This is a genomic window from Streptococcus oralis Uo5, assembly GCF_000253155.1.
Classification (GTDB): domain Bacteria; phylum Bacillota; class Bacilli; order Lactobacillales; family Streptococcaceae; genus Streptococcus; species Streptococcus oralis_L.
Genome location: NC_015291.1, coordinates 22429 through 42708 on the forward strand (window position 1 = coordinate 22429; position 20280 = coordinate 42708).

A 20280-nucleotide genomic window follows, 5' to 3' on the forward strand; every position below is an offset into this window, starting at 1 on the left:
TATAATAAATAGTGGAGCAACAGTTCTGCGTGAAGCGGGTCAGGGGAGGAATCCAGCAGCCCTAAGCGATGTGAATTGTGTGCTCTTTTTTCGTGCTTTTTTCGAATAAATAAGATAAAATAGCCTAGAATAAATGATAATAGAAAAGAGAAAAATATGAAAATTCGTGGTTTTGAATTGGTTTCGAGTTTTACAGATGAAAGTTTGCTACCTAAGCGTGAGACGGCTCATGCAGCTGGTTACGACTTAAAGGTTGCTGTGCGTACGGTTATTGCGCCAGGAGAGATTGTCTTGGTTCCGACAGGTGTTAAGGCCTATATGCAGCCGACAGAAGTGCTCTATCTCTATGACCGTTCATCAAACCCTCGCAAGAAGGGTTTGGTTTTGATTAACTCAGTTGGGGTCATTGATGGGGATTATTATGGAAATCCTGGGAATGAAGGCCATATCTTTGCTCAGATGAAAAATATTACTGATCAGGAAGTGGTTCTCGAAGTTGGAGAGCGTGTGGTTCAGGCTGTCTTTGCTCCTTTCTTAATTGCAGACGGAGATGAGGCAGATGGCGTGCGAACTGGTGGATTTGGATCGACAGGGTATTAAGATGAAGATAATCTTTGTACGTCATGGGGAGCCAGACTACCGTGAGTTAGAGGAGTGTTCCTACACTGGCTTTGGATTAGATTTGGCTCCTTTGTCTGAGAAAGGAAGGCGACAAGCTCAGGAACTTTGGCAAAATCCTTTGCTACAATCGGCTAATCTACTAGTGACTTCAGCAGTAACGAGAGCTTTAGAAACGGCTTTTTATGTATCTTGTGCTACCGGCCTTCCTTTGAGGGTGGAGCCTTTGTTACACGAATGGCAGGTTTACGAAAGTGGTATAGAGAATTTTGAAAAAGCACGTACTCTGTTTTTAGAAAACAAGGGGGAGTTGCTTCCTAATAGTCCTATTCAGTATGAGACAGCTGAAGAGATGAAGGTGCGTTTTTTGGAAACTATGATAAAGTACCGAGACTACCAGACAGTGCTAGTTGTCGCTCATCGAATGCTCATGCGCCAATTTGTACCAGACGAGAAGATTAATTTTTGCCAAGTGATTGAATGTGAGATAGAAATTTAGAAAGAGGTTTATCATCGCAAAGAAAAAAGCGACATTTGTGTGTCAAAATTGTGAATATAATTCACCTAAGTATCTAGGGCGTTGTCCTAACTGTGGGTCTTGGTCTTCTTTTGTAGAAGAGATTGAGGTTGCCGAGGTCAAGAATGCGCGTGTGTCCTTGACAGGTGAAAAAACCAAGCCTATGAAACTGGCTGAGGTGACTTCCATCAATGTCAATCGAACCAAGACGGAGATGGAGGAATTCAACCGTGTACTTGGAGGCGGAGTGGTACCAGGGAGTCTCGTCCTTATCGGTGGGGATCCAGGAATCGGGAAATCAACCCTTCTCCTACAAGTTTCAACCCAGCTGTCTCAAGTAGGGACTGTTCTCTATGTCAGTGGGGAGGAGTCTGCTCAGCAGATTAAACTCCGTGCAGAGCGCTTGGGTGATATTGATAGTGAGTTTTATCTCTATGCAGAGACCAATATGCAGAGTGTTCGATCTGAGGTGGAGCGCATCCAACCAGATTTTCTCATCATCGACTCTATCCAGACGATTATGTCTCCTGAGATTTCAGGGGTGCAGGGGTCTGTTTCTCAGGTGCGTGAGGTGACCGCTGAGCTTATGCAGCTGGCTAAGACCAATAACATTGCCATCTTTATCGTAGGGCATGTGACCAAGGAAGGGACCTTGGCTGGTCCGCGTATGTTGGAGCATATGGTGGATACGGTGCTTTACTTTGAAGGGGAACGCCACCATACCTTCCGAATCTTACGAGCGGTCAAAAACCGTTTTGGGTCCACTAATGAGATTGGCATCTTTGAGATGCAGTCGGGCGGATTGGTTGAGGTGCTTAATCCGAGTCAAGTTTTCCTAGAAGAGCGTTTGGACGGAGCGACTGGTTCATCAATTGTGGTGACTATGGAAGGAACCCGTCCGATTTTGGCGGAGGTTCAGGCTTTGGTAACACCAACCATGTTTGGAAATGCTAAACGCACGACGACAGGTCTTGATTTCAATCGTGCGAGTCTGATTATGGCTGTTTTGGAAAAACGAGCAGGGCTTCTCTTGCAAAATCAGGATGCCTATCTCAAATCTGCTGGTGGCGTGAAATTGGATGAGCCTGCCATTGACTTAGCCGTTGCAGTGGCTATTGCCTCTAGTTACAAGGACAAGCCTACCAATCCTCAGGAATGTTTTGTGGGTGAACTGGGCTTGACCGGAGAAATTCGGCGCGTGAATCGTATCGAACAACGTATCAATGAAGCGGCAAAACTGGGCTTTACCAAGATTTATGTACCCAAGAATTCCTTGACAGGAATCACTCCACCCAAGGAAATTGAAGTCATTGGTGTGACAACGATTCAGGAAGTTTTGAAAAAGGTCTTTGCATAATCCGTGACAAATCCTCTTAAAAATGATAAGATAGGAGAAATATTTGATTATCAAATTTTTGAGGAGGGAATCGTGTCGTATTTTGAACAGTTTATGCAAGCCAATCAGGCTTATGTTGCCCTACATGGGCAGTTAAATCTGCCACTTAAACCCAAAACCAGAGTAGCGATCGTGACCTGTATGGACTCACGTCTGCACGTTGCGCAAGCTCTAGGTTTGGCCCTTGGGGATGCTCATATCTTGCGGAATGCGGGTGGTCGAGTAACTGAGGACATGATTCGTTCACTGGTGATTTCCCAGCAACAAATGGGGACAAGAGAAATCGTGGTGCTTCACCATACAGACTGTGGAGCTCAAACCTTTGAAAATGAAAGTTTTCATGAACAGTTGAAACACGAGCTCGGAGTTGATGTATCTGATCAAGATTTTTTACCATTCCAGGATGTTGAAGAGAGTGTGAGAGAGGATATGCAATTGCTTCGAGAATCTCCACTGATTCCTGATGATGTGGTTATTTCAGGTGCTGTCTATGATGTGGATACAGGAAGTATGAGAGAAGTATACTAACTTTGTCTCGAAAAAATTTCATCCTAGCATAAAATCGATTGTTAAAATGTAGGATTTCAGGTTTAATATAGCTAATATAAAATAGTATAAAACAAGGGTATAAATGTTTGCTCTTGTTTTATTTTTGATTGAAAAATAAAGGAAAAAGCGCTACAATGGTAGATGGAAAATGTTGTGTAAAAACAAGTGATACATAAATACCGGAGGAAATCATGTCTTTTTCTGATTTAAAGCTGTTTGCCCTTTCTTCTAATAGAGAATTGGCAGAGCGTGTGGCGCAAGAAATTGGGATAGAGTTGGGGAAATCGACTGTTCGCCAATTTTCGGATGGGGAGATTCAGGTCAACATTGAAGAATCAATCCGTGGAAAACACGTCTTTATCCTACAATCAACTAGTTCACCTGTAAATGATAATTTACTTGAAATTTTGATTATGGTGGACGCATTGAAGCGCGCCAGTGCAGAATCTGTCAATGTTGTTATGCCTTACTATGGCTATGCACGTCAGGATAGAAAAGCGCGCGCGCGTGAGCCAATCACAGCAAAACTCGTTGCAAACATGCTAGAAGTTGCTGGCGTAGATCGTTTGTTGACGATTGATTTGCATGCTGCACAGATTCAGGGATTCTTTGATATTCCAGTAGATCACTTGATGGGTGCTCCATTGATTGCGGACTATTTTGAACGTCGTGGCATGGTTGGCTCTGACTACGTGGTTGTCAGCCCAGACCATGGTGGGGTGACTCGTGCTCGTAAATTGGCAGAGTTTTTGAAAACTCCGATTGCGATTATTGACAAACGCCGTAGTGTAGACAAGATGAATACCAGTGAAGTGATGAACATCATTGGTAAAGTAGATGGTAAGACTTGTATCTTGATTGACGATATGATCGATACAGCTGGAACCATTTGTCATGCGGCAGATGCTCTTGCTGAAGCAGGGGCTGTTGAAGTTTACGCAAGCTGTACGCACCCAGTACTTTCTGGTCCTGCTATGGACAATATCCAAAAATCAGCTATTAAGAAATTGGTTGTTTTGGATACCATCTACCTACCAGAAGAGCGTTTGATTGATAAGATTGAACAAATTTCGATTGCTCATCTTCTAGGAGATGCTATTATCCGTATCCACGAAAAACGTCCTCTTTCTCCCCTATTTTGTATTGAGAAAAAGATTTAATCTTTCACTTGAAGTAGACAGAACTCCTAGCAGGTTTCTTTTCTTGCTAGGAGATTTTTATAGTCAAAATCTGCAAGCCTTTTCAAAATGTGCTATACTGATGAAAAAGGAGGATTTCTATGAGTCAAGAATTTATCAACCCAAGTGATGGTGTGATTCGTCAGTATCTGGCGACCAGTAAAACGTTAGCGGTAGTGGGTTTATCCGATCGTGAAGAAACAACTAGTAATCGAGTGACCAAGGAAATGCAGGCTCGAGGCTATAAAATCATTCCAGTTAATCCCAAGGCTGCAGGTGGGGAAATCTTGGGAGAAAAGGCCTATGCAAGCCTAGCTGAGATTCCTTTTCCTATCGATATTGTCAATGTATACCGACGTAGCGAGTTTTTACCAGATGTGGCGCGTGATTTTCTCAAGGCGGATGCTAAGATTTTTTGGGCACAACTGGGCCTTGAAAGCCTAGAAGCGGAAGAAATCTTGCGTGCTGGAGGATGCGATGACATCGTGATGAATCGCTGTATTAAGAGAGAACATACACGTTTAATTCTTGAAAAATAAAAAGGTAGCCAGTAGGCTACCTTTTGTGTTAGAAAATACCAATCAATGCCTGCATACCAAGGCTGGTGAGGATGATGGCAATCCAGCAAAGGGCTCCAAGAAGAATGGATTTGCCACTGGATCTAACCATGGCAATGAGATTGGTTTTGAGACCGATGGCACTCATAGCCATGATAATGAGAAATTTGGAGAGTTGTTTAAGAGGGGTAAAGAAGCTACTAGACACACCGAGAGAGGTGAGAAGAGTCGTTAATAGAGAAGCCAGGATAAAGTAAAGGATAAAAAGTGGGAAGACTTTTTTCAGCTGTACGCCTTGTTTATTTTCTTGCTGGCGACTTTGCCAGTAGGAGAGAAAGAGCGTAATGGGAATGATAGCTAGGGTGCGCGTGAGTTTCACAATGGTTGCAGACTCAAGGGTATTGGTCTGGTAAAGACTGTCCCAGGAGCTGGCGGTAGCCGTTACAGAGGAAGTGTCATTGACCGCAGTTCCTGCAAAGAGGGCGAAGCCATCATTGGATAGGTGAAGCCAGGTTCCTAGGGTTGGAAAGATGAGCGCAGCCAAGACATTGAAGAAAAAGATAACGGAAATGGCTTGGGCAACTTCTTTTTCCTTGGCATGGATAACGGGTGCTGTCGCAGCAATGGCAGAGCCACCACAGATAGAAGATCCCACTCCAACCAAGATAGCCAGTTTTGTATCCAGTGCAAAGAAGCGCTGGAAGAGGTAGGCAATAATCAGGGCTATTGAAATGGTGGAGAGGATAACAGGGAGTGAAGATTGCCCAACTGCGAAGACTTGCGAGATATTGAGACCAAAACCAAGCAAGACAACGGCATATTGGAGTAATTTTTTAGAACTAAAGGTCAATCCAGCATCCAGTTGTTTATAGGATGAGAGAAAGGGATTTAGGAGCATTCCTATGAAAATGGCAAAAACGGGTGCGCCAATGACAGGAAAGAATCCTCCTAAGTACCAAGATACGATAGAAATGAGAAGGCAGGCAAAGATGCCTGCTCCATTTTTTGATAAAAATGACATATAAACCTCCGAAAATAAGCATTTATTATTATACTCCTGTCGAGAAGAAAAGTAAAACAGAAAGTGAAAAATGCAGGTTTCAGATGGATTTTGCGGTCAGGGAGCTTTTGTAGTATAATAGTACTATGTTCTGTAAGCAAGGGGGATATCTATGGACTTAACCAAGAGCTTTAATAAACAGTTAGACAAGATTCAAGTTTCCTTGATTCGCCAGTTTGACCAGGCAATTTCAGAGATTCCTGGGGTCTTGCGTTTGACCTTGGGGGAACCTGATTTTACAACGCCAGATCATGTCAAGGAAGCAGCTAAGCGAGCCATTGATCAGAACCAATCCTACTATACAGGGATGAGCGGTTTACTGACCTTGCGTCAGGCTGCTAGCGACTTTGTAAAAGAAAAGTACCAGCTAGATTATAATCCTGAAAATGAAATTTTAGTTACAATTGGGGCGACAGAGGCTTTATCTGCTACTTTGACGGCTATTTTGGAAGAGGGGGACAAGGTGCTCTTGCCAGCTCCTGCCTATCCAGGATATGAGCCGATTGTCAATCTAGTTGGGGCAGAGATTGTCGAGATTGATACAACTGAAAATGGTTTTGTCTTGACTCCTGAGATGTTGGAAAAGGCCATTTTGGAGCAAGGGGACAAGCTCAAAGCAGTTATTCTCAACTATCCAGCCAATCCGACAGGAATTACCTATAGTCGGGAGCAGTTGGAAGCCTTGGCAGACGTTTTACGCAAGTATGAGATTTTTGTTGTCTGTGATGAGGTTTACTCAGAATTGACCTATACAGGGGCAAATCATGTATCATTGGGAACTATGCTGAGAGACCAGGCTATTATTATTAATGGCTTGTCTAAATCGCATGCTATGACTGGTTGGCGTTTAGGCTTTATCTTTGCTCCTGCGGCTTTCACAGCTCAGTTGATCAAGAGTCACCAATATTTGGTTACTGCTGCAAATACGATGGCTCAGCATGCTGCGGTGGAGGCTTTGACCGCTGGTAAAAACGACGCAGAGCCTATGAAAAAGGAATACATCCAGCGTCGAGATTATATCATCGAAAAGATGACTGCTCTTGGTTTTGATATTATCAAACCGGACGGTGCCTTCTATATCTTTGCTAAGATTCCAACAGGTTACAATCAAGACTCCTTTGCTTTTCTGAAGGATTTTGCTCAGAAGAAGGCCGTTGCCTTTATCCCTGGTGCAGCCTTTGGACGTTACGGAGAAGGCTATGTGCGTCTGTCTTATGCAGCCAGCATGGAAACGATCAGAGAGGCCATGAAACGACTTGAGGAGTACATGAGAGAAGCATGATTCAGTCTATCACGAGTCAAGGCTTGGTGCTCTACAATCGTAACTTTCGTGAGGATGACAAGCTGGTCAAAATTTTCACCGAGCAGGCTGGCAAACGCATGTTTTTCATCAAACACGCTGGTCAATCTAAACTAGCTCCGGTTATTCAGCCCTTGGTGTTGGCACGATTTCTCTTGCGAATCAATGATGACGGCCTTAGCTACATCGAGGACTACCATGAGGTGATGACCTTTCCCAAGATTAATAGTGATCTTTTTGTCATGGCCTATGCTACCTATGTGGCGGCTCTTGCAGATGCTAGTTTGCAGGATAATCAGCAGGATTCTCCCTTGTTTGCTTTCTTGAAGAAGACTCTGGAGTTGATGGAAGCAGGCATAGATTATCAGGTCTTAACCAATATTTTTGAAATTCAAATCTTGACTCGATTTGGAATCAGCCTCAATTTTAATGAGTGTGTCTTTTGCCATCGGGTTGGTCAGGCCTTTGACTTTTCTTTCAAATATGGAGCCTGCCTCTGTCCAGACCATTACCATGAGGACGAGAAACGTTGTCATCTAAATCCCAACATCCCTTATCTGCTCAATCAATTTCAAGCCATTGATTTTGAGACCTTGGAGACCATTTCGCTTAAGGCCGAAATCAAGAAAGAGCTACGCCAATTTATGGATCAACTCTACGAAGAGTACGTTGGGATTCACCTAAAATCAAAGAAATTTATTGATTCCCTAGCAGACTGGGGACAATTACTAAAAGAGGAAGACAAATGAAAAAAATCGCAGTAGATGCTATGGGAGGCGATTACGCACCTCAAGCCATCGTTGAGGGTGTCAATCAAGCCCTTGCTGACTTTTCAGATATTGAGGTTCAACTCTATGGAGATGAAAGCAAAATCAAGCAATATCTAACAGCCACAGAGCGTGTCAGCATTATCCATACGGATGAGAAAATTAACTCAGACGATGAGCCGACAAAAGCTATCCGTAAGAAGAAAAATGCCAGCATGGTATTAGCAGCCAAGGCAGTCAAGGAGGGAGAAGCAGACGCTGTCCTCTCAGCTGGGAACACAGGTGCCTTGTTGGCAGCAGGATTCTTCATTGTGGGTCGTATCAAGAATATCGATCGTCCAGGACTCATGTCTACCTTGCCGACCATCGATGGAAAAGGCTTTGATATGCTAGATCTCGGTGCCAATGCAGAAAATACAGCCCAGCACCTCCACCAATACGCTGTTCTAGGCTCCTTTTATGCTAAAAATGTTCGTGGGATTTCGAAACCACGTGTTGGTTTGCTCAACAATGGAACAGAAAGCAGCAAGGGAGATCCGCTTCGTAAGGAAACATACGACTTGCTAGTAGCTGATGAAAGTTTGAACTTTGTCGGAAACGTGGAAGCGCGTGATCTGATGAATGGCGTTGCGGATGTTGTCGTAACAGATGGTTTCACGGGAAACGCTGTTCTCAAATCCATTGAAGGTACAGCTTTGGGAATCATGGGCTTGCTTAAAAATGCTATTACGGGTGGTGGCCTTCGAGCGAAGCTAGGTGCTCTCCTTCTCAAGGATAGTCTTAAAGGGTTGAAGACCCAGCTCAACTATTCAGATGTTGGAGGGGCAGTCTTGTTTGGTGTCAAGGCGCCAGTTGTAAAAACTCACGGCTCAAGTGATGCCAAAGCTGTGTACAGTACGATTCGTCAGATTCGTACCATGCTAGAAACAGACGTAGTTGTTCAGACTGCGCGTGAATTTTCAGGAGAATAAAAAAGATGACAGAAAAAGAAATTTTTGACCGCATTGTAACCATTATCCAAGAGCGACAGGGAGCAGACTTTGCCGTAACAGAGGCCTTGAGTTTGAAAGATGATTTAGATGCGGACTCAGTGGACTTGATGGAGTTTGTCTTGACACTAGAAGATGAATTTGGTATCGAAATCACTGATGAGGAAATCGATCAACTTCAAAGTGTAGCGGATGTAGTAGCGATTATTAAAGATAAAAAATAGCCAAAAGCAACATGCAAGTCATGTTGTTTTTTTGTTTGCGGAAAAAAGAGAAACTTTTAGTAGAAATTGCGAATAAAGAGATGAGAAAGAAAAAGGAGGAACGTTTATGTATGTTACCGGTTTTTATCCATGGTTCATTAAGTGGTTTTTAAAATAAAAATGAATAAATTGTTCATTTTCGAATTGTTTTTCGAATAAATAGGTAAGGAAAAAGGGAAGGAGATAAGAAAATGATTTCAGTAATTTACCCAATATGGTTTTTAAAATGGTTTAAAGCCTAGAAACCGTAAACTAAAAAAATAAAAATAAAGGAGAAAACAAATGACAAATTTTGACAACATGGAACAGAACTTTGTAGCTCTTACAGAAGAAGAGTTGACGGATGTGAATGGGGGGATTGCTTGGGAGATGGTCTCTGTAGGTATCGCAATTGGTTGGGGAATTTACCAAGTTGGTGAAGCTGCTGGCAAAACATTCTATTATATTACTCATCCATAATTTTTGATAAATATGAGCAAAAAAACATTTTGGATTATACTATTCGTTATTACAATAGTAGTAACTGCTATTGGTTTAGGATTATCTGCATATAATTATTTTGTTTTTGACAGACCTTTTTTTAATAGTACTACTAAAGGACTGCTATCTGCGTTTTTCTTGAGTGTATTAATGATTATTGTGGGTATGTTGAAAGAACATTAATTTTTATTAGTAAAATGAAGGAGGAAATATGTTAAATTTACAAACGTTGGAACAAAACTATCCAACTTTAAGCGATCTTGAACTACAAGAAGTAGATGGCGGAGGAGTGCTACTTTTCGTTGGTGGAGGAATTGTTTCTCTCGGACTCCTAGCTTGGGGTGCCTATAATGGTTATCAGTCAGCAGCGAGAGGTGGCTAATATAAACAAAATAAATCTACCTACGTAGTTTGAATATTTTGATATACCTACGATTTCATCATTCTTGATGACATTTATCTTACTTTATAGAAATATCATTTCAGAATAGTTTATTTCTGGGCATTCATTTTTTAACGGTTACTTTAAACAGGCAGAACTTTTGTTCTGCTTTTTACATTTAAATGATAGTTTATTCTTTTGAAAGTGCGTTTTAGGTGCAAAAATGGTTTATTTAGGAATATTTTCCTGTTTTTATCCTTATTTGGTTAAATAATCTTACAAATTTATAAAGAGATTGTTAAAAAAGGAGAAGGATATGAAATTTGGGAAAAGGCACTATCGTCCCCAGGTGGATCAGATGGATTGTGGCGTTGCTTCCTTGGCTATGGTCTTTGGTTACTACGGTAGTTATTACTCCTTGGCTCACCTGCGAGAATTGGCCAAGACGACCATGGATGGGACGACTGCTTTGGGTCTTGTAAAGGTGGCAGAGGAGATTGGTTTTGAAACGCGGGCTATCAAGGCGGATATGACGCTCTTTGACCTGCCAGATTTGACCTTTCCGTTTGTGGCTCATGTGCTCAAGGAAGGGAAATTGCTCCACTATTATGTGGTGACAGGTCAGGATAAAAAGCACATTCATATCGCTGATCCAGATCCAGGTGTTAAGCTGACCAAGATTTCCCGTGAGCGATTTGCGCAAGAATGGACAGGGGTCAGTCTCTTTATGGCTCCGTCTCCAGACTATAAACCCCATAAGGAGAAAAAACAGGGGCTCCTATCCTTCTTGCCAATCTTACTCAAACAGCGGGGCTTGATTATCAATATTGTTTTGGCAACACTCTTGGTGACCCTGATCAATATCGTGGGCTCTTATTATCTGCAGTCTATCATTGATAGTTACGTACCAGACCAGATGCGTTCGACATTGGGTATCATCTCAATAGGACTAGTCATCGTCTATATCCTCCAGCAGATCTTGTCCTATGCGCAGGAATACCTCTTGCTTGTTCTGGGGCAACGGTTGTCAATTGACGTGATTTTGTCCTACATCAAGCATGTTTTTCACCTGCCGATGTCCTTTTTTGCGACACGTAGGACAGGAGAGATTGTCTCTCGTTTTACGGATGCCAATAGTATCATTGACGCGCTAGCGTCGACCATTCTTTCAATTTTCCTAGATGTGTCGACGATTTTGATTATCTCGCTTGTCCTGTTTTCACAAAATATGACACTCTTTTTCATTAGTCTGCTTGCGCTTCCCATCTATACAGTGATTATTTTTGCCTTTATGAAGCCTTTTGAAAAGATGAATCGGGACACTATGGAAGCCAATGCGGTTCTGTCTTCTTCTATCATCGAGGACATCAACGGTATTGAGACCATTAAATCTTTGACCAGTGAAAGTTCACGCTATCAAAAGATTGACAATGAATTTGTAGCTTATCTGAAAAAATCTTTTACCTATAGTCGGGCAGAAAGTCAGCAAAAGGCTCTGAAAAAAGTCGCCCAGCTCCTTCTCAATGTTGCCGTTCTCTGGATGGGAGCTGTTCTGGTCATGGATGGCAAGATGAGTTTGGGGCAATTGATTACCTATAATACTTTGCTTGTTTACTTTACCAATCCTTTGGAAAATATCATCAATCTGCAAACCAAACTTCAAACAGCGCAGGTTGCCAATAATCGTCTGAACGAGGTCTATCTGGTCGCTTCAGAGTTTGAGGAGAAGAAAACAGTTGAGGATTTGAGCATGATGAAGGGAGATATGACCTTTAAGCAGGTTCACTATAAGTATGGCTATGGTCGTGACGTCTTGTCGGATATCAATTTGACCATTCCGCAAGGGTCTAAGATGGCTTTCGTGGGAATTTCAGGTTCGGGTAAGACGACCTTGGCCAAGATGATGGTTAATTTCTACGACCCTAGTCAGGGAGAGATTAGTCTGGGTGGTGTCAATCTTAATCAGATTGATAAAAAGGCCCTGCGCCAGTACATCAACTACCTGCCTCAACAGCCCTATGTCTTTAACGGAACGATTTTGGAGAATCTTCTCCTTGGAGCCAAGGAGGGGACGACTCAGGAAGACATCTTACGAGCAGTTGAATTGGCAGAGATTCGGGAGGATATCGAGCGCATGCCACTGAATTATCAGACAGAATTGACTTCGGATGGGGCAGGAATTTCAGGTGGACAACGTCAGCGAATCGCTCTGGCGCGTGCTCTCTTAACAGATGCACCTGTTCTGATATTGGATGAGGCGACCAGCAGTTTGGATATTTTGACAGAGAAGCGGATTGTGGATAATCTTATGGCTTTAGACAAGACCTTGATTTTCATTGCCCACCGCTTGACCATCGCTGAGCGGACAGAAAAGGTTGTTATTTTGAATCAGGGCAAGATTGTCGAAGAAGGCACCCATGCAGACTTGCTCGCACAGGATGGCTTTTACGCCCATTTGGTGAATAGCTAGAAAGAGGAGAAGATGAAACCAGAATTTTTAGAAAGTGCGGAGTTTTATAATCGTCGTTACCATAATTTTTCCAGTCGGGTGATTTTACCTATGTCGCTTCTGCTCGTGTTTCTGTTAGGATTTGCAGTTTTTGCAGAGAAGGAGATTAGTTTGTCTACCAGAGCGACTGTTGAACCTAGTCGGATTATTGCTAATATCCAGTCGACTAGCAATCAACTCATCGTGGCCAATTATCTAGAAGAAAACAAACTAGTCAAGCAGGGGGAACTCCTCGTTCAGTACCAGCAAGGGGCGGAGGCTGTCCAGGTTGAGGCATATGCCAGTCAATTGGAGATGTTAAAGGATCAAAAAAAGCAGTTGGGGTATTTGCAATCTAGTTTGAAAGAGGGGAGTGATCAATTTCCAGAGGCGGATAAGTTTGGTTACCAGGAGATGTTTCGAGATTATATCAGCCAAGCGAATGGTCTAAGAAGTAATGTTTCTCAGCAAAATGCTAACATCTCCTCGCAGAATGCAGCAGCAAGTCAGAGTCAGGCTGAGATTGGCAATCTTATCAGCCAAACAGAGGAAAAAATCCGAGACTACAAAACAGCTAAATCAGCGATTGAAAAAGGAGATCAACTGGATAGTCAGAATCCAGCCTACTCTTTTTACCAAACCTATAAAAACCAAGGTGAAGAAGATCCGCAAGCTAAATCGCAAGTTATTGCGCAAGTGGATGCACAAATTGCCCAGCTAGAGTCTAGTTTAGCTACCTATCGTGTACAATATGCGGGTTCTGGAGCTCAACAAGCCTACGCAACGGGACTAGATAGTCAACTGGAATCACTCAAATCTCAGCACTTAGTTAAAGTCGGTCAGGAATTAACTCTTCTAGATCAGAAAATTTTGGAGGCGGAATCAGGTAAGAAGGTTCAAGGAGGTATCCTAGATAAAGGTAAGATTACAGCAAGTGAGGATGGGGTGCTTCACCTTAATCCTGAGACCAGTGAATCTACGATGGTTGCAGAAGGAACCTTGCTAGCCCAACTCTATCCATCCTTGGAAAAAGAAGGAAAAACCAAACTCACAGCCTATCTCAGTTCAAAAGATGTTGCTAGAGTCAAGATTGGGGACTCTGTCCGTTATACTACGACTAACGATGCCAAGAATCAAATTTTCCTGGATTCCACGATTACGAGTATTGATGCGACAGCTACAAAAACTGAAAAAGGGAATTTCTTTAAAATTGAGGCGGAGACTAATTTAACTTCGGAACAGGCTGCAACACTTCGTTATGGTTTAGAAGGTCGCCTGCAGATGATTACAGGAAAGAAAAGCTATCTCCGATATTTTTGGGATCAATTTTTAAATAAAGGGTAATATTCGTGTTTTTCAGAGGATAAATGATTTTAAAACTGTAAGAAGAGCCCATCTTGCAGTTTTTTCTTTACGCTTAAACTAGAAAAACGTTATTTATTCGTAAAAATCTTGAATTTTTCATGCTTTTGTGGTAGAATGTGCTCAAGTAAAACGAAAGGCGAACTTTAAAATGTCAAAACAACTGATCTATTCGGGAAAAGCCAAGGATATCTATACAACTGAGGATGAAAATCTCATTATTTCAACTTACAAGGACCAGGCAACTGCCTTCAACGGTGTCAAGAAGGAGCAGATTGCAGGCAAGGGAGTGTTAAATAATCAGATTTCATCTTTTATTTTTGAGAAATTAAATGCGGCTGGTGTAGCGACTCACTTTGTGGAGAAAATTTCAGACACGGAACAGCTCAATAAAAAGGTTGAGATTATTCCTTTGGAAGTCGTGCTTCGCAACTACACGGCTGGTTCCTTTTCAAAACGTTTTGGCGTAGAAGAAGGTATCGCATTTGAGACTCCGATTGTCGAATTTTACTATAAAAATGATGATTTGGATGATCCCTTTATCAATGATGAGCATGTGAAATTCTTACAGATTGCGGATGACCAGCAGATTGCCTACTTGAAAGAAGAAACCCGTCGTATCAATGAACTCTTGAAAGCCTGGTTTGCTGAGATTGGCCTTAAATTGATTGACTTTAAGCTAGAGTTTGGTTTTGACAAGGATGGCAAGATTATCTTGGCAGACGAGTTTTCACCAGATAACTGCCGTTTGTGGGATGCAGATGGCAACCACATGGACAAGGATGTTTTCCGTAGGGGTCTCGGAGAATTAACAGACGTTTACGAGATTGTCTGGGAGAAATTGCAGGGTTTGAAATAATCTGTTAGAAACGGAAAACCTTCGTCTTTCAGATGTAAGGACTCAGGCTGAAAAGGTCCCCCGAACCTTTACACTCCGTAGGGGATTGGGAGAACTGACAGACGTTTACGAAATTGTTTGGGAAAAGTTGCAAGGTTTAAAATAACACCCTAGAGGTCATTTGGGAATATTGCAAGAGCTGAAATAAAGGAATAAGAATTGATGAATAAACGTATTTTTGTTGAAAAAAAGGCTGATTTTCAAGTCAAGTCAGAGAGTTTGGTAAGGGAGCTCCAGCACAACTTGGGACTTTCAACTTTGAAAAGCATTCGCATCGTGCAAGTTTATGATGTCTTTGATTTGGCAGAGGACTTGTTTGCGCCTGCAGAGAAACATATCTTCTCTGAGCAGGTGACAGACCATGTCTTGGACGAATCGGCTGTGCAGGCTGATCTTGCCAACTATGCTTTCTTTGCCATTGAAAGTCTGCCAGGACAGTTTGACCAGCGTGCAGCTTCTTCACAAGAAGCCTTGCTTTTGCTTGGTAGCTCAAGTGATGTAACGGTTAATACTGCTCAACTTTACTTGGTTAATAAAGATATTGATGCGACTGAGTTGGAAGCGGTCAAGAACTACCTGCTCAATCCAGTGGATTCTCGTTTCAAGGACATCACGACAGGAATTGCCAAGCAGGAATTTTCAGAGTCAGACAAGACTATTCCTAAATTGACCTTCTTTGAAAGCTACACAGCAGAAGACTTTGCCCGCTACAAGGCTGAGCAAGGGATGGCTATGGAAGTGGATGATTTGCTCTTTATCCAAGACTATTTCAAGTCAATCGGGCGTGTGCCGACTGAGACTGAGCTCAAGGTTTTGGACACTTATTGGTCTGACCACTGCCGTCACACAACTTTTGAGACAGAGTTGAAACAGATTGATTTCTCAGCTTCTAAATTCCAAAATCAATTACAAGCGACTTATGACAAGTATATTGCCATGCGTGAGGAGTTAGGTCGTTCTGAAAAACCACAAACCTTGATGGATATGGCGACTATTTTCGGTCGTTATGAGCGTGCCAATGGGCGTTTGAATGACATGGAAGTGTCTGACGAGATTAATGCCTGCTCGGTTGAAATCGAGGTGGATGTGAATGGAGTAAAAGAGCCATGGCTTCTCATGTTTAAAAATGAAACCCACAATCACCCAACAGAAATCGAACCATTTGGTGGAGCGGCTACTTGTATCGGTGGAGCCATTCGTGATCCGTTGTCAGGACGTTCATACGTTTATCAAGCCATGCGTATCTCAGGTGCTGGAGACATTACAGCACCGATTTCGGAAACGCGTGCTGGTAAATTGCCACAACAAGTCATTTCGAAGACAGCGGCTCATGGTTATTCTTCGTATGGTAACCAGATTGGTCTGGCGACGACTTACGTTCGTGAATACTTCCACCCAGGTTTCGTTGCTAAGCGTATGGAGCTAGGTGCAGTTGTCGGTGCTGCTCCTAAGGGCAATGTAGTCCGTGAAAAACCTGAAGCGGGTGATGTGATTATCTTGCTAGGTGGTAAGACTGGGCGTGATGGTGTCGGTGGTGCAACGGGATCTTCTAAGGTTCAAACAGTTGAGTCTGTAGAGACTGCCGGTGCTGAAGTTCAAAAGGGGAATGCCATAGAGGAACGCAAGATTCAGCGCCTCTTCCGTAATGGTGAGGTTACCCGCCTCATCAAGAAGTCCAATGACTTTGGTGCTGGTGGTGTCTGTGTGGCTATCGGTGAATTGGCAGATGGTCTTGAAATTGACCTCAACAAGGTTCCTCTGAAATACCAAGGCTTGAACGGTACAGAAATTGCCATTTCTGAATCTCAAGAACGGATGGCAGTTGTGGTGCGTCCTGAAGACGTAGATGCCTTCGTTGCAGAATGTAATAAAGAAAATATTGACGCTGTTGTCGTAGCAACAGTGACTGAAAAACCAAATCTTGTCATGCACTGGAATGGTGAAACGATTGTTGACTTGGAACGTCGTTTCCTTGATACCAACGGTGTGCGCGTAGTCGTTGATGCCAAGGTGGTAGACAAGGATGTTAAACTTCCAGAAGAACGCAAGACAAGCGTTGAAACCCTTGAAGCAGATACCCTTGCGGTTCTATCTGATCTCAACCATGCGAGTCAAAAAGGATTGCAAACCATCTTTGACTGTTCGGTCGGTCGTTCAACGGTCAATCACCCACTTGGTGGTCGCTACCAACTCACACCAACTGAGGCATCTGTGCAGAAATTGCCAGTTCAACACGGTGTAACTCACACTGCATCAGTCATGGCTCAAGGTTTTAACCCTTATGTAGCAGAATGGTCTCCATACCACGGTGCTGCCTATGCAGTAATCGAAGCGACTGCTCGTTTGGTGGCTGCTGGTGCAAACTGGTCCAAGGCTCGCTTCTCTTATCAAGAGTATTTCGAACGCATGGATAAACAAGCAGAGCGTTTTGGTCAGCCAGTAGCCGCTCTTCTAGGCTCTATCGAAGCACAAATCCAGCTTGGCTTGCCATCTATCGGTGGTAAGGACTCTATGTCTGGTACTTTTGAAGAATTGACGGTACCACCAACCTTGGTTGCCTTTGGGGTAACGACAGCAGATAGCCGTAAGGTGCTCTCTCCTGAGTTCAAGACTGCTGGTGAAAACATCTACTACATCCCAGGTCAAGCCCTTTCCGCAGAGATTGATTTTGATCTTATCAAGTCTAACTTTGCTCACTTTGAAGCCATCCAAGCTGATCACAAAGTGACATCTGCATCAGCTGTCAAATATGGTGGTGTCCTTGAAAGCTTGGCTCTTGCTACTTTTGGGAATCATATCGGTGCAGAGGTAACCTTGCCTGAACTTGAAACAGCCTTGACAGCTCAATTAGGCGGATTTGTTTTCACATCTCCTGAAGAAATTGCTGGAGTAGAGAAGATTGGACAAACGAAAGCAGACTTTACACTCCTTGTCAACGGTGTGAAGTTAGATGGACAGAAACTTGACAGTGCCTTCCAAGGCAAACTGGAAGAAGTTTACCCTACTGAATTTGCACAAGCTAAAGAATTGGAAGAAGTGCCAGCTGTCGCTTCTAACGCAGTCATCAAAGCCAAGGAAACTATTGAAAAACCGGTGGTTTACATCCCAGTCTTCCCAGGAACCAACTCAGAATATGACTCAGCCAAAGCCTTCGAAAAAGAAGGTGCAGAGGTTAACTTGGTGCCATTCGTGACCTTGAATGAAGAAGCAATTGTCAAGTCAGTTGAAACTATGGTTGACAATATCGGCAAGGCAAACATTCTCTTCTTTGCAGGTGGATTCTCAGCTGCGGATGAGCCGGATGGATCAGCTAAGTTTATTGTCAATATCCTTCTTAATGAAAAAGTGCGTGCAGCCATTGATAGCTTTATCGCTCGTGGTGGCTTGATTATTGGTATCTGTAATGGATTCCAAGCTCTTGTCAAATCAGGTCTTCTTCCATATGGAAACTTTGAAGATGCAAGTAGCACTAGCCCAACCCTTTTCTACAACGATGCCAACCAACACGTGGCTAAGATGGTGGAAACTCGGATTGCCAATACCAACTCACCATGGTTGGCTGGAGTACAAGTGGGCGATATCCATGCCATTCCAGTATCGCACGGTGAAGGGAAATTTGTCGTGACGGCTGAGGAATTTGCAGAGCTCCGTGACAATGGACAAATTTTCAGCCAATACGTTGACTTTGACGGCAAACCAAGTATGGATTCTAAGTACAATCCGAATGGTTCTGTAAATGCCATCGAAGGAATTACCAGCAAGAATGGTCAAATCATCGGTAAGATGGGACACTCAGAACGTTATGAAGACGGTCTTTTCCAAAATATTCCAGGAAATAAAGACCAGCACTTGTTTGTGTCGGCTGTGCGTTATTTCACAGGGAAATAAAAGGTATAAAAAATGACATACGAAGTAAAATCTCTTAATGAAGAATGTGGTGTTTTCGGTATCTGGGGACATCCAGATGCTGCTAAATTGACCTATTTTGGTCTCCACAGTCTTCAGCACCGTGGTCAGGAAGGGGCAGGAATCCTCTCCAATGATCAGGGGCAATTGAAGCGTCATCGTGACATGGGGCTTTTATCAGAAGTGTTCAGAAACCCAGCTAATTTGGATAAACTGACTGGAACGAGCGCGATTGGGCATGTGCGTTATGCGACTGCTGGTGAAGCTTCTGTTGATAACATTCAGCCCTTCCTCTTTCGCTTTCACGATATGCAGTTTGGACTTGCTCATAACGGAAACCTGACCAATGCCGAATCGCTCAAGAAAGAATTGGAACAAAGAGGAGCTATTTTCAGTTCAACTTCGGACTCGGAAATTTTGGCACACCTCATTCGTCGGAGTCACAATCCGAACTTGATGGGCAAAATCAAAGAGGCGCTCAGCCTTGTCAAAGGTGGATTTGCTTATATCCTGCTGTTTGAGGACAAGTTGATTGCTGCGCTTGATCCTAATGGCTTCCGTCCACTTTCTATTGGGAAAATGGCAAACGGAGCGGTGGTGGTTTCGTCAGAAACCTGTGCTTTTGAAGTTATTGGTGCTGAGTGGATTCGTGATGTGAAACCAGGGGAAATTGTGATTGTGGATGACAATGGGATTCAGTACGATAGCTATACGAATGATACCCAGTTGGCGATCTGCTCTATGGAGTATATCTACTTTGCCCGTCCTGACTCTAATATCCATGGTGTTAATGTCCATACAGCTCGCAAACGTATGGGGGCTCAATTAGCGCGTGAGTTCAAGCACGAAGCGGATATTGTGGTCGGTGTGCCAAATTCCTCACTCAGCGCAGCTATGGGATTTGCAGAAGAATCTGGTCTGCCAAATGAAATGGGGCTGATCAAAAACCAATACACGCAACGCACCTTTATCCAACCGACTCAAGAATTGCGGGAGCAAGGGGTGCGGATGAAACTGTCTGCTGTTTCGGGCGTTGTCAAAGGCAAACGTGTGGTGATGGTGGATGATTCCATTGTTCGTGGGACAACCTCTCGCCGTATCGTTCAGCTTTTGAAAGAAGCAGGTGCGTCTGAGGTTCATGTTGCCATTGGTAGTCCTGCGCTAGCTTATCCATGTTTTTACGGGATTGATATCCAGACGCGTCAGGAGCTGATTGCGGCCAATCATACAGTCGAAGAGACTCGCCAAATCATTGGTGCGGATAGCCTGACCTATCTTTCGATTGATGGCTTGATTGATTCTATTGGCATCGAAACAGATGCGCCAAACGGTGGTCTCTGTGTCGCTTACTTTGACGGCGACTACCCAACTCCTCTCTACGACTATGAAGAAGACTATCGTAGAAGTTTGGATGAAAAGACCAGTTTTTACAAATAGACGGATAAAGACTCTCCATGAAAGGAAAGGAAGAGAAGATGACAAATAAAAATGCTTATGCTCCACGTCTCGCTACTGACTAAAAGCTAAAGCATTTGTCAGTAGACGCTTTGCCCTATGGGACCAAAGCTAG

At 43.2% G+C, this 20280-nt stretch carries 19 protein-coding genes and 1 other RNA gene; 19 read left to right on the top strand and 1 reads right to left on the bottom strand.

The window, feature by feature from the left end:
- Positions 1-3 precede the first annotated feature (3 nt).
- From ffs to SOR_RS00140, 7 genes are all read left to right on the top strand, one after another.
- Positions 4-97: signal recognition particle sRNA small type (gene ffs, locus SOR_RS09825), an RNA gene on the top strand.
- Positions 98-156: 59 nt separating this feature from the next.
- Positions 157-600: a dUTP diphosphatase gene (locus SOR_RS00115; RefSeq protein ID WP_000701997.1), complete on the top strand. Its 444-nt coding sequence runs from the start codon at positions 157-159 to the stop codon at positions 598-600.
- Positions 560-1117, top strand: a complete 558-nt coding sequence (locus SOR_RS00120) for a histidine phosphatase family protein (protein ID WP_000742055.1) — start codon at positions 560-562, stop codon at positions 1115-1117. The genes SOR_RS00115 and SOR_RS00120 overlap by 41 nt, the downstream gene beginning before the upstream one ends.
- A gap of 37 nt (positions 1118-1154) precedes the next feature.
- Positions 1155-2492: a DNA repair protein RadA gene (gene radA, locus SOR_RS00125; protein WP_000336573.1), complete on the top strand. Its 1338-nt coding sequence runs from the start codon at positions 1155-1157 to the stop codon at positions 2490-2492.
- A gap of 72 nt (positions 2493-2564) precedes the next feature.
- The gene (locus SOR_RS00130) at positions 2565-3059 is read left to right on the top strand and encodes a beta-class carbonic anhydrase (protein WP_013670142.1); all 495 of its coding nucleotides are present in this window, start codon (positions 2565-2567) and stop codon (positions 3057-3059) included.
- Positions 3060-3271: 212 nt separating this feature from the next.
- Positions 3272-4240 carry a ribose-phosphate diphosphokinase gene (locus SOR_RS00135; RefSeq protein ID WP_000010173.1) on the top strand — a complete coding sequence of 323 codons (969 nt, stop codon included), beginning with the start codon at positions 3272-3274 and terminating at the stop codon, positions 4238-4240.
- 119 nt (positions 4241-4359) lie between these two features.
- Complete coding sequence (locus tag SOR_RS00140) at positions 4360-4797, top strand: CoA-binding protein (protein WP_000076472.1); 438 nt, start codon at positions 4360-4362, stop codon at positions 4795-4797.
- A gap of 28 nt (positions 4798-4825) precedes the next feature.
- On the opposite strand, the gene SOR_RS00145 is transcribed toward SOR_RS00140, so the two are convergent.
- Entirely contained in the window at positions 4826-5836 is a 1011-nt protein-coding gene (locus SOR_RS00145) for a YeiH family protein (protein ID WP_000009124.1), read from the bottom strand.
- Between the two features lie 151 nt (positions 5837-5987).
- Between SOR_RS00145 and SOR_RS00150 the strand changes: the two genes are divergently transcribed.
- From SOR_RS00150 to purF, 12 genes are all read left to right on the top strand, one after another.
- Positions 5988-7157 (top strand): pyridoxal phosphate-dependent aminotransferase, encoded by a 1170-nt coding sequence (locus SOR_RS00150; protein WP_000366403.1) that lies wholly within the window; start codon positions 5988-5990, stop codon positions 7155-7157.
- Positions 7154-7924 carry a DNA repair protein RecO gene (gene recO, locus SOR_RS00155; protein WP_000616126.1) on the top strand — a complete coding sequence of 257 codons (771 nt, stop codon included), beginning with the start codon at positions 7154-7156 and terminating at the stop codon, positions 7922-7924. The genes SOR_RS00150 and recO overlap by 4 nt, the downstream gene beginning before the upstream one ends.
- On the top strand, positions 7921-8913 hold the full coding sequence (gene plsX, locus SOR_RS00160) for a phosphate acyltransferase PlsX (protein WP_000717448.1): 993 nt from the start codon (positions 7921-7923) through the stop codon (positions 8911-8913). The genes recO and plsX overlap by 4 nt, the downstream gene beginning before the upstream one ends.
- 5 nt (positions 8914-8918) lie before the next feature.
- Positions 8919-9155, top strand: coding sequence for an acyl carrier protein (locus SOR_RS00165; RefSeq protein WP_000136434.1), 237 nt, complete (start codon positions 8919-8921; stop codon positions 9153-9155).
- Positions 9156-9476: 321 nt separating this feature from the next.
- Complete coding sequence (locus tag SOR_RS00170) at positions 9477-9653, top strand: hypothetical protein (RefSeq protein ID WP_000180837.1); 177 nt, start codon at positions 9477-9479, stop codon at positions 9651-9653.
- Positions 9654-9665: 12 nt separating this feature from the next.
- Positions 9666-9857: a hypothetical protein gene (locus tag SOR_RS10280; RefSeq protein WP_013670143.1), complete on the top strand. Its 192-nt coding sequence runs from the start codon at positions 9666-9668 to the stop codon at positions 9855-9857.
- 28 nt (positions 9858-9885) lie between these two features.
- A complete protein-coding gene (locus SOR_RS00175; protein ID WP_000933509.1) occupies positions 9886-10056 on the top strand; it encodes a H354_08695 family bacteriocin-like peptide in 171 nt (56 codons plus the stop codon).
- A gap of 316 nt (positions 10057-10372) precedes the next feature.
- Complete coding sequence (gene comA / locus SOR_RS00180; protein ID WP_000668323.1) at positions 10373-12526, top strand: peptide cleavage/export ABC transporter ComA; 2154 nt, start codon at positions 10373-10375, stop codon at positions 12524-12526.
- 12 nt (positions 12527-12538) lie between these two features.
- Positions 12539-13888 carry a competence pheromone export protein ComB gene (gene comB / locus SOR_RS00185; RefSeq protein ID WP_000801584.1) on the top strand — a complete coding sequence of 450 codons (1350 nt, stop codon included), beginning with the start codon at positions 12539-12541 and terminating at the stop codon, positions 13886-13888.
- Positions 13889-14057: 169 nt separating this feature from the next.
- Positions 14058-14765, top strand: a complete 708-nt coding sequence (gene purC, locus SOR_RS00190; RefSeq protein WP_000043280.1) for a phosphoribosylaminoimidazolesuccinocarboxamide synthase — start codon at positions 14058-14060, stop codon at positions 14763-14765.
- Positions 14766-14966: 201 nt separating this feature from the next.
- The gene (locus SOR_RS00195; protein WP_001042268.1) at positions 14967-18692 is read left to right on the top strand and encodes a phosphoribosylformylglycinamidine synthase; all 3726 of its coding nucleotides are present in this window, start codon (positions 14967-14969) and stop codon (positions 18690-18692) included.
- 12 nt (positions 18693-18704) lie between these two features.
- Positions 18705-20147: an amidophosphoribosyltransferase gene (gene purF / locus SOR_RS00200; protein WP_000220659.1), complete on the top strand. Its 1443-nt coding sequence runs from the start codon at positions 18705-18707 to the stop codon at positions 20145-20147.
- The last annotated feature ends 133 nt before the right edge of the window (positions 20148-20280 follow it).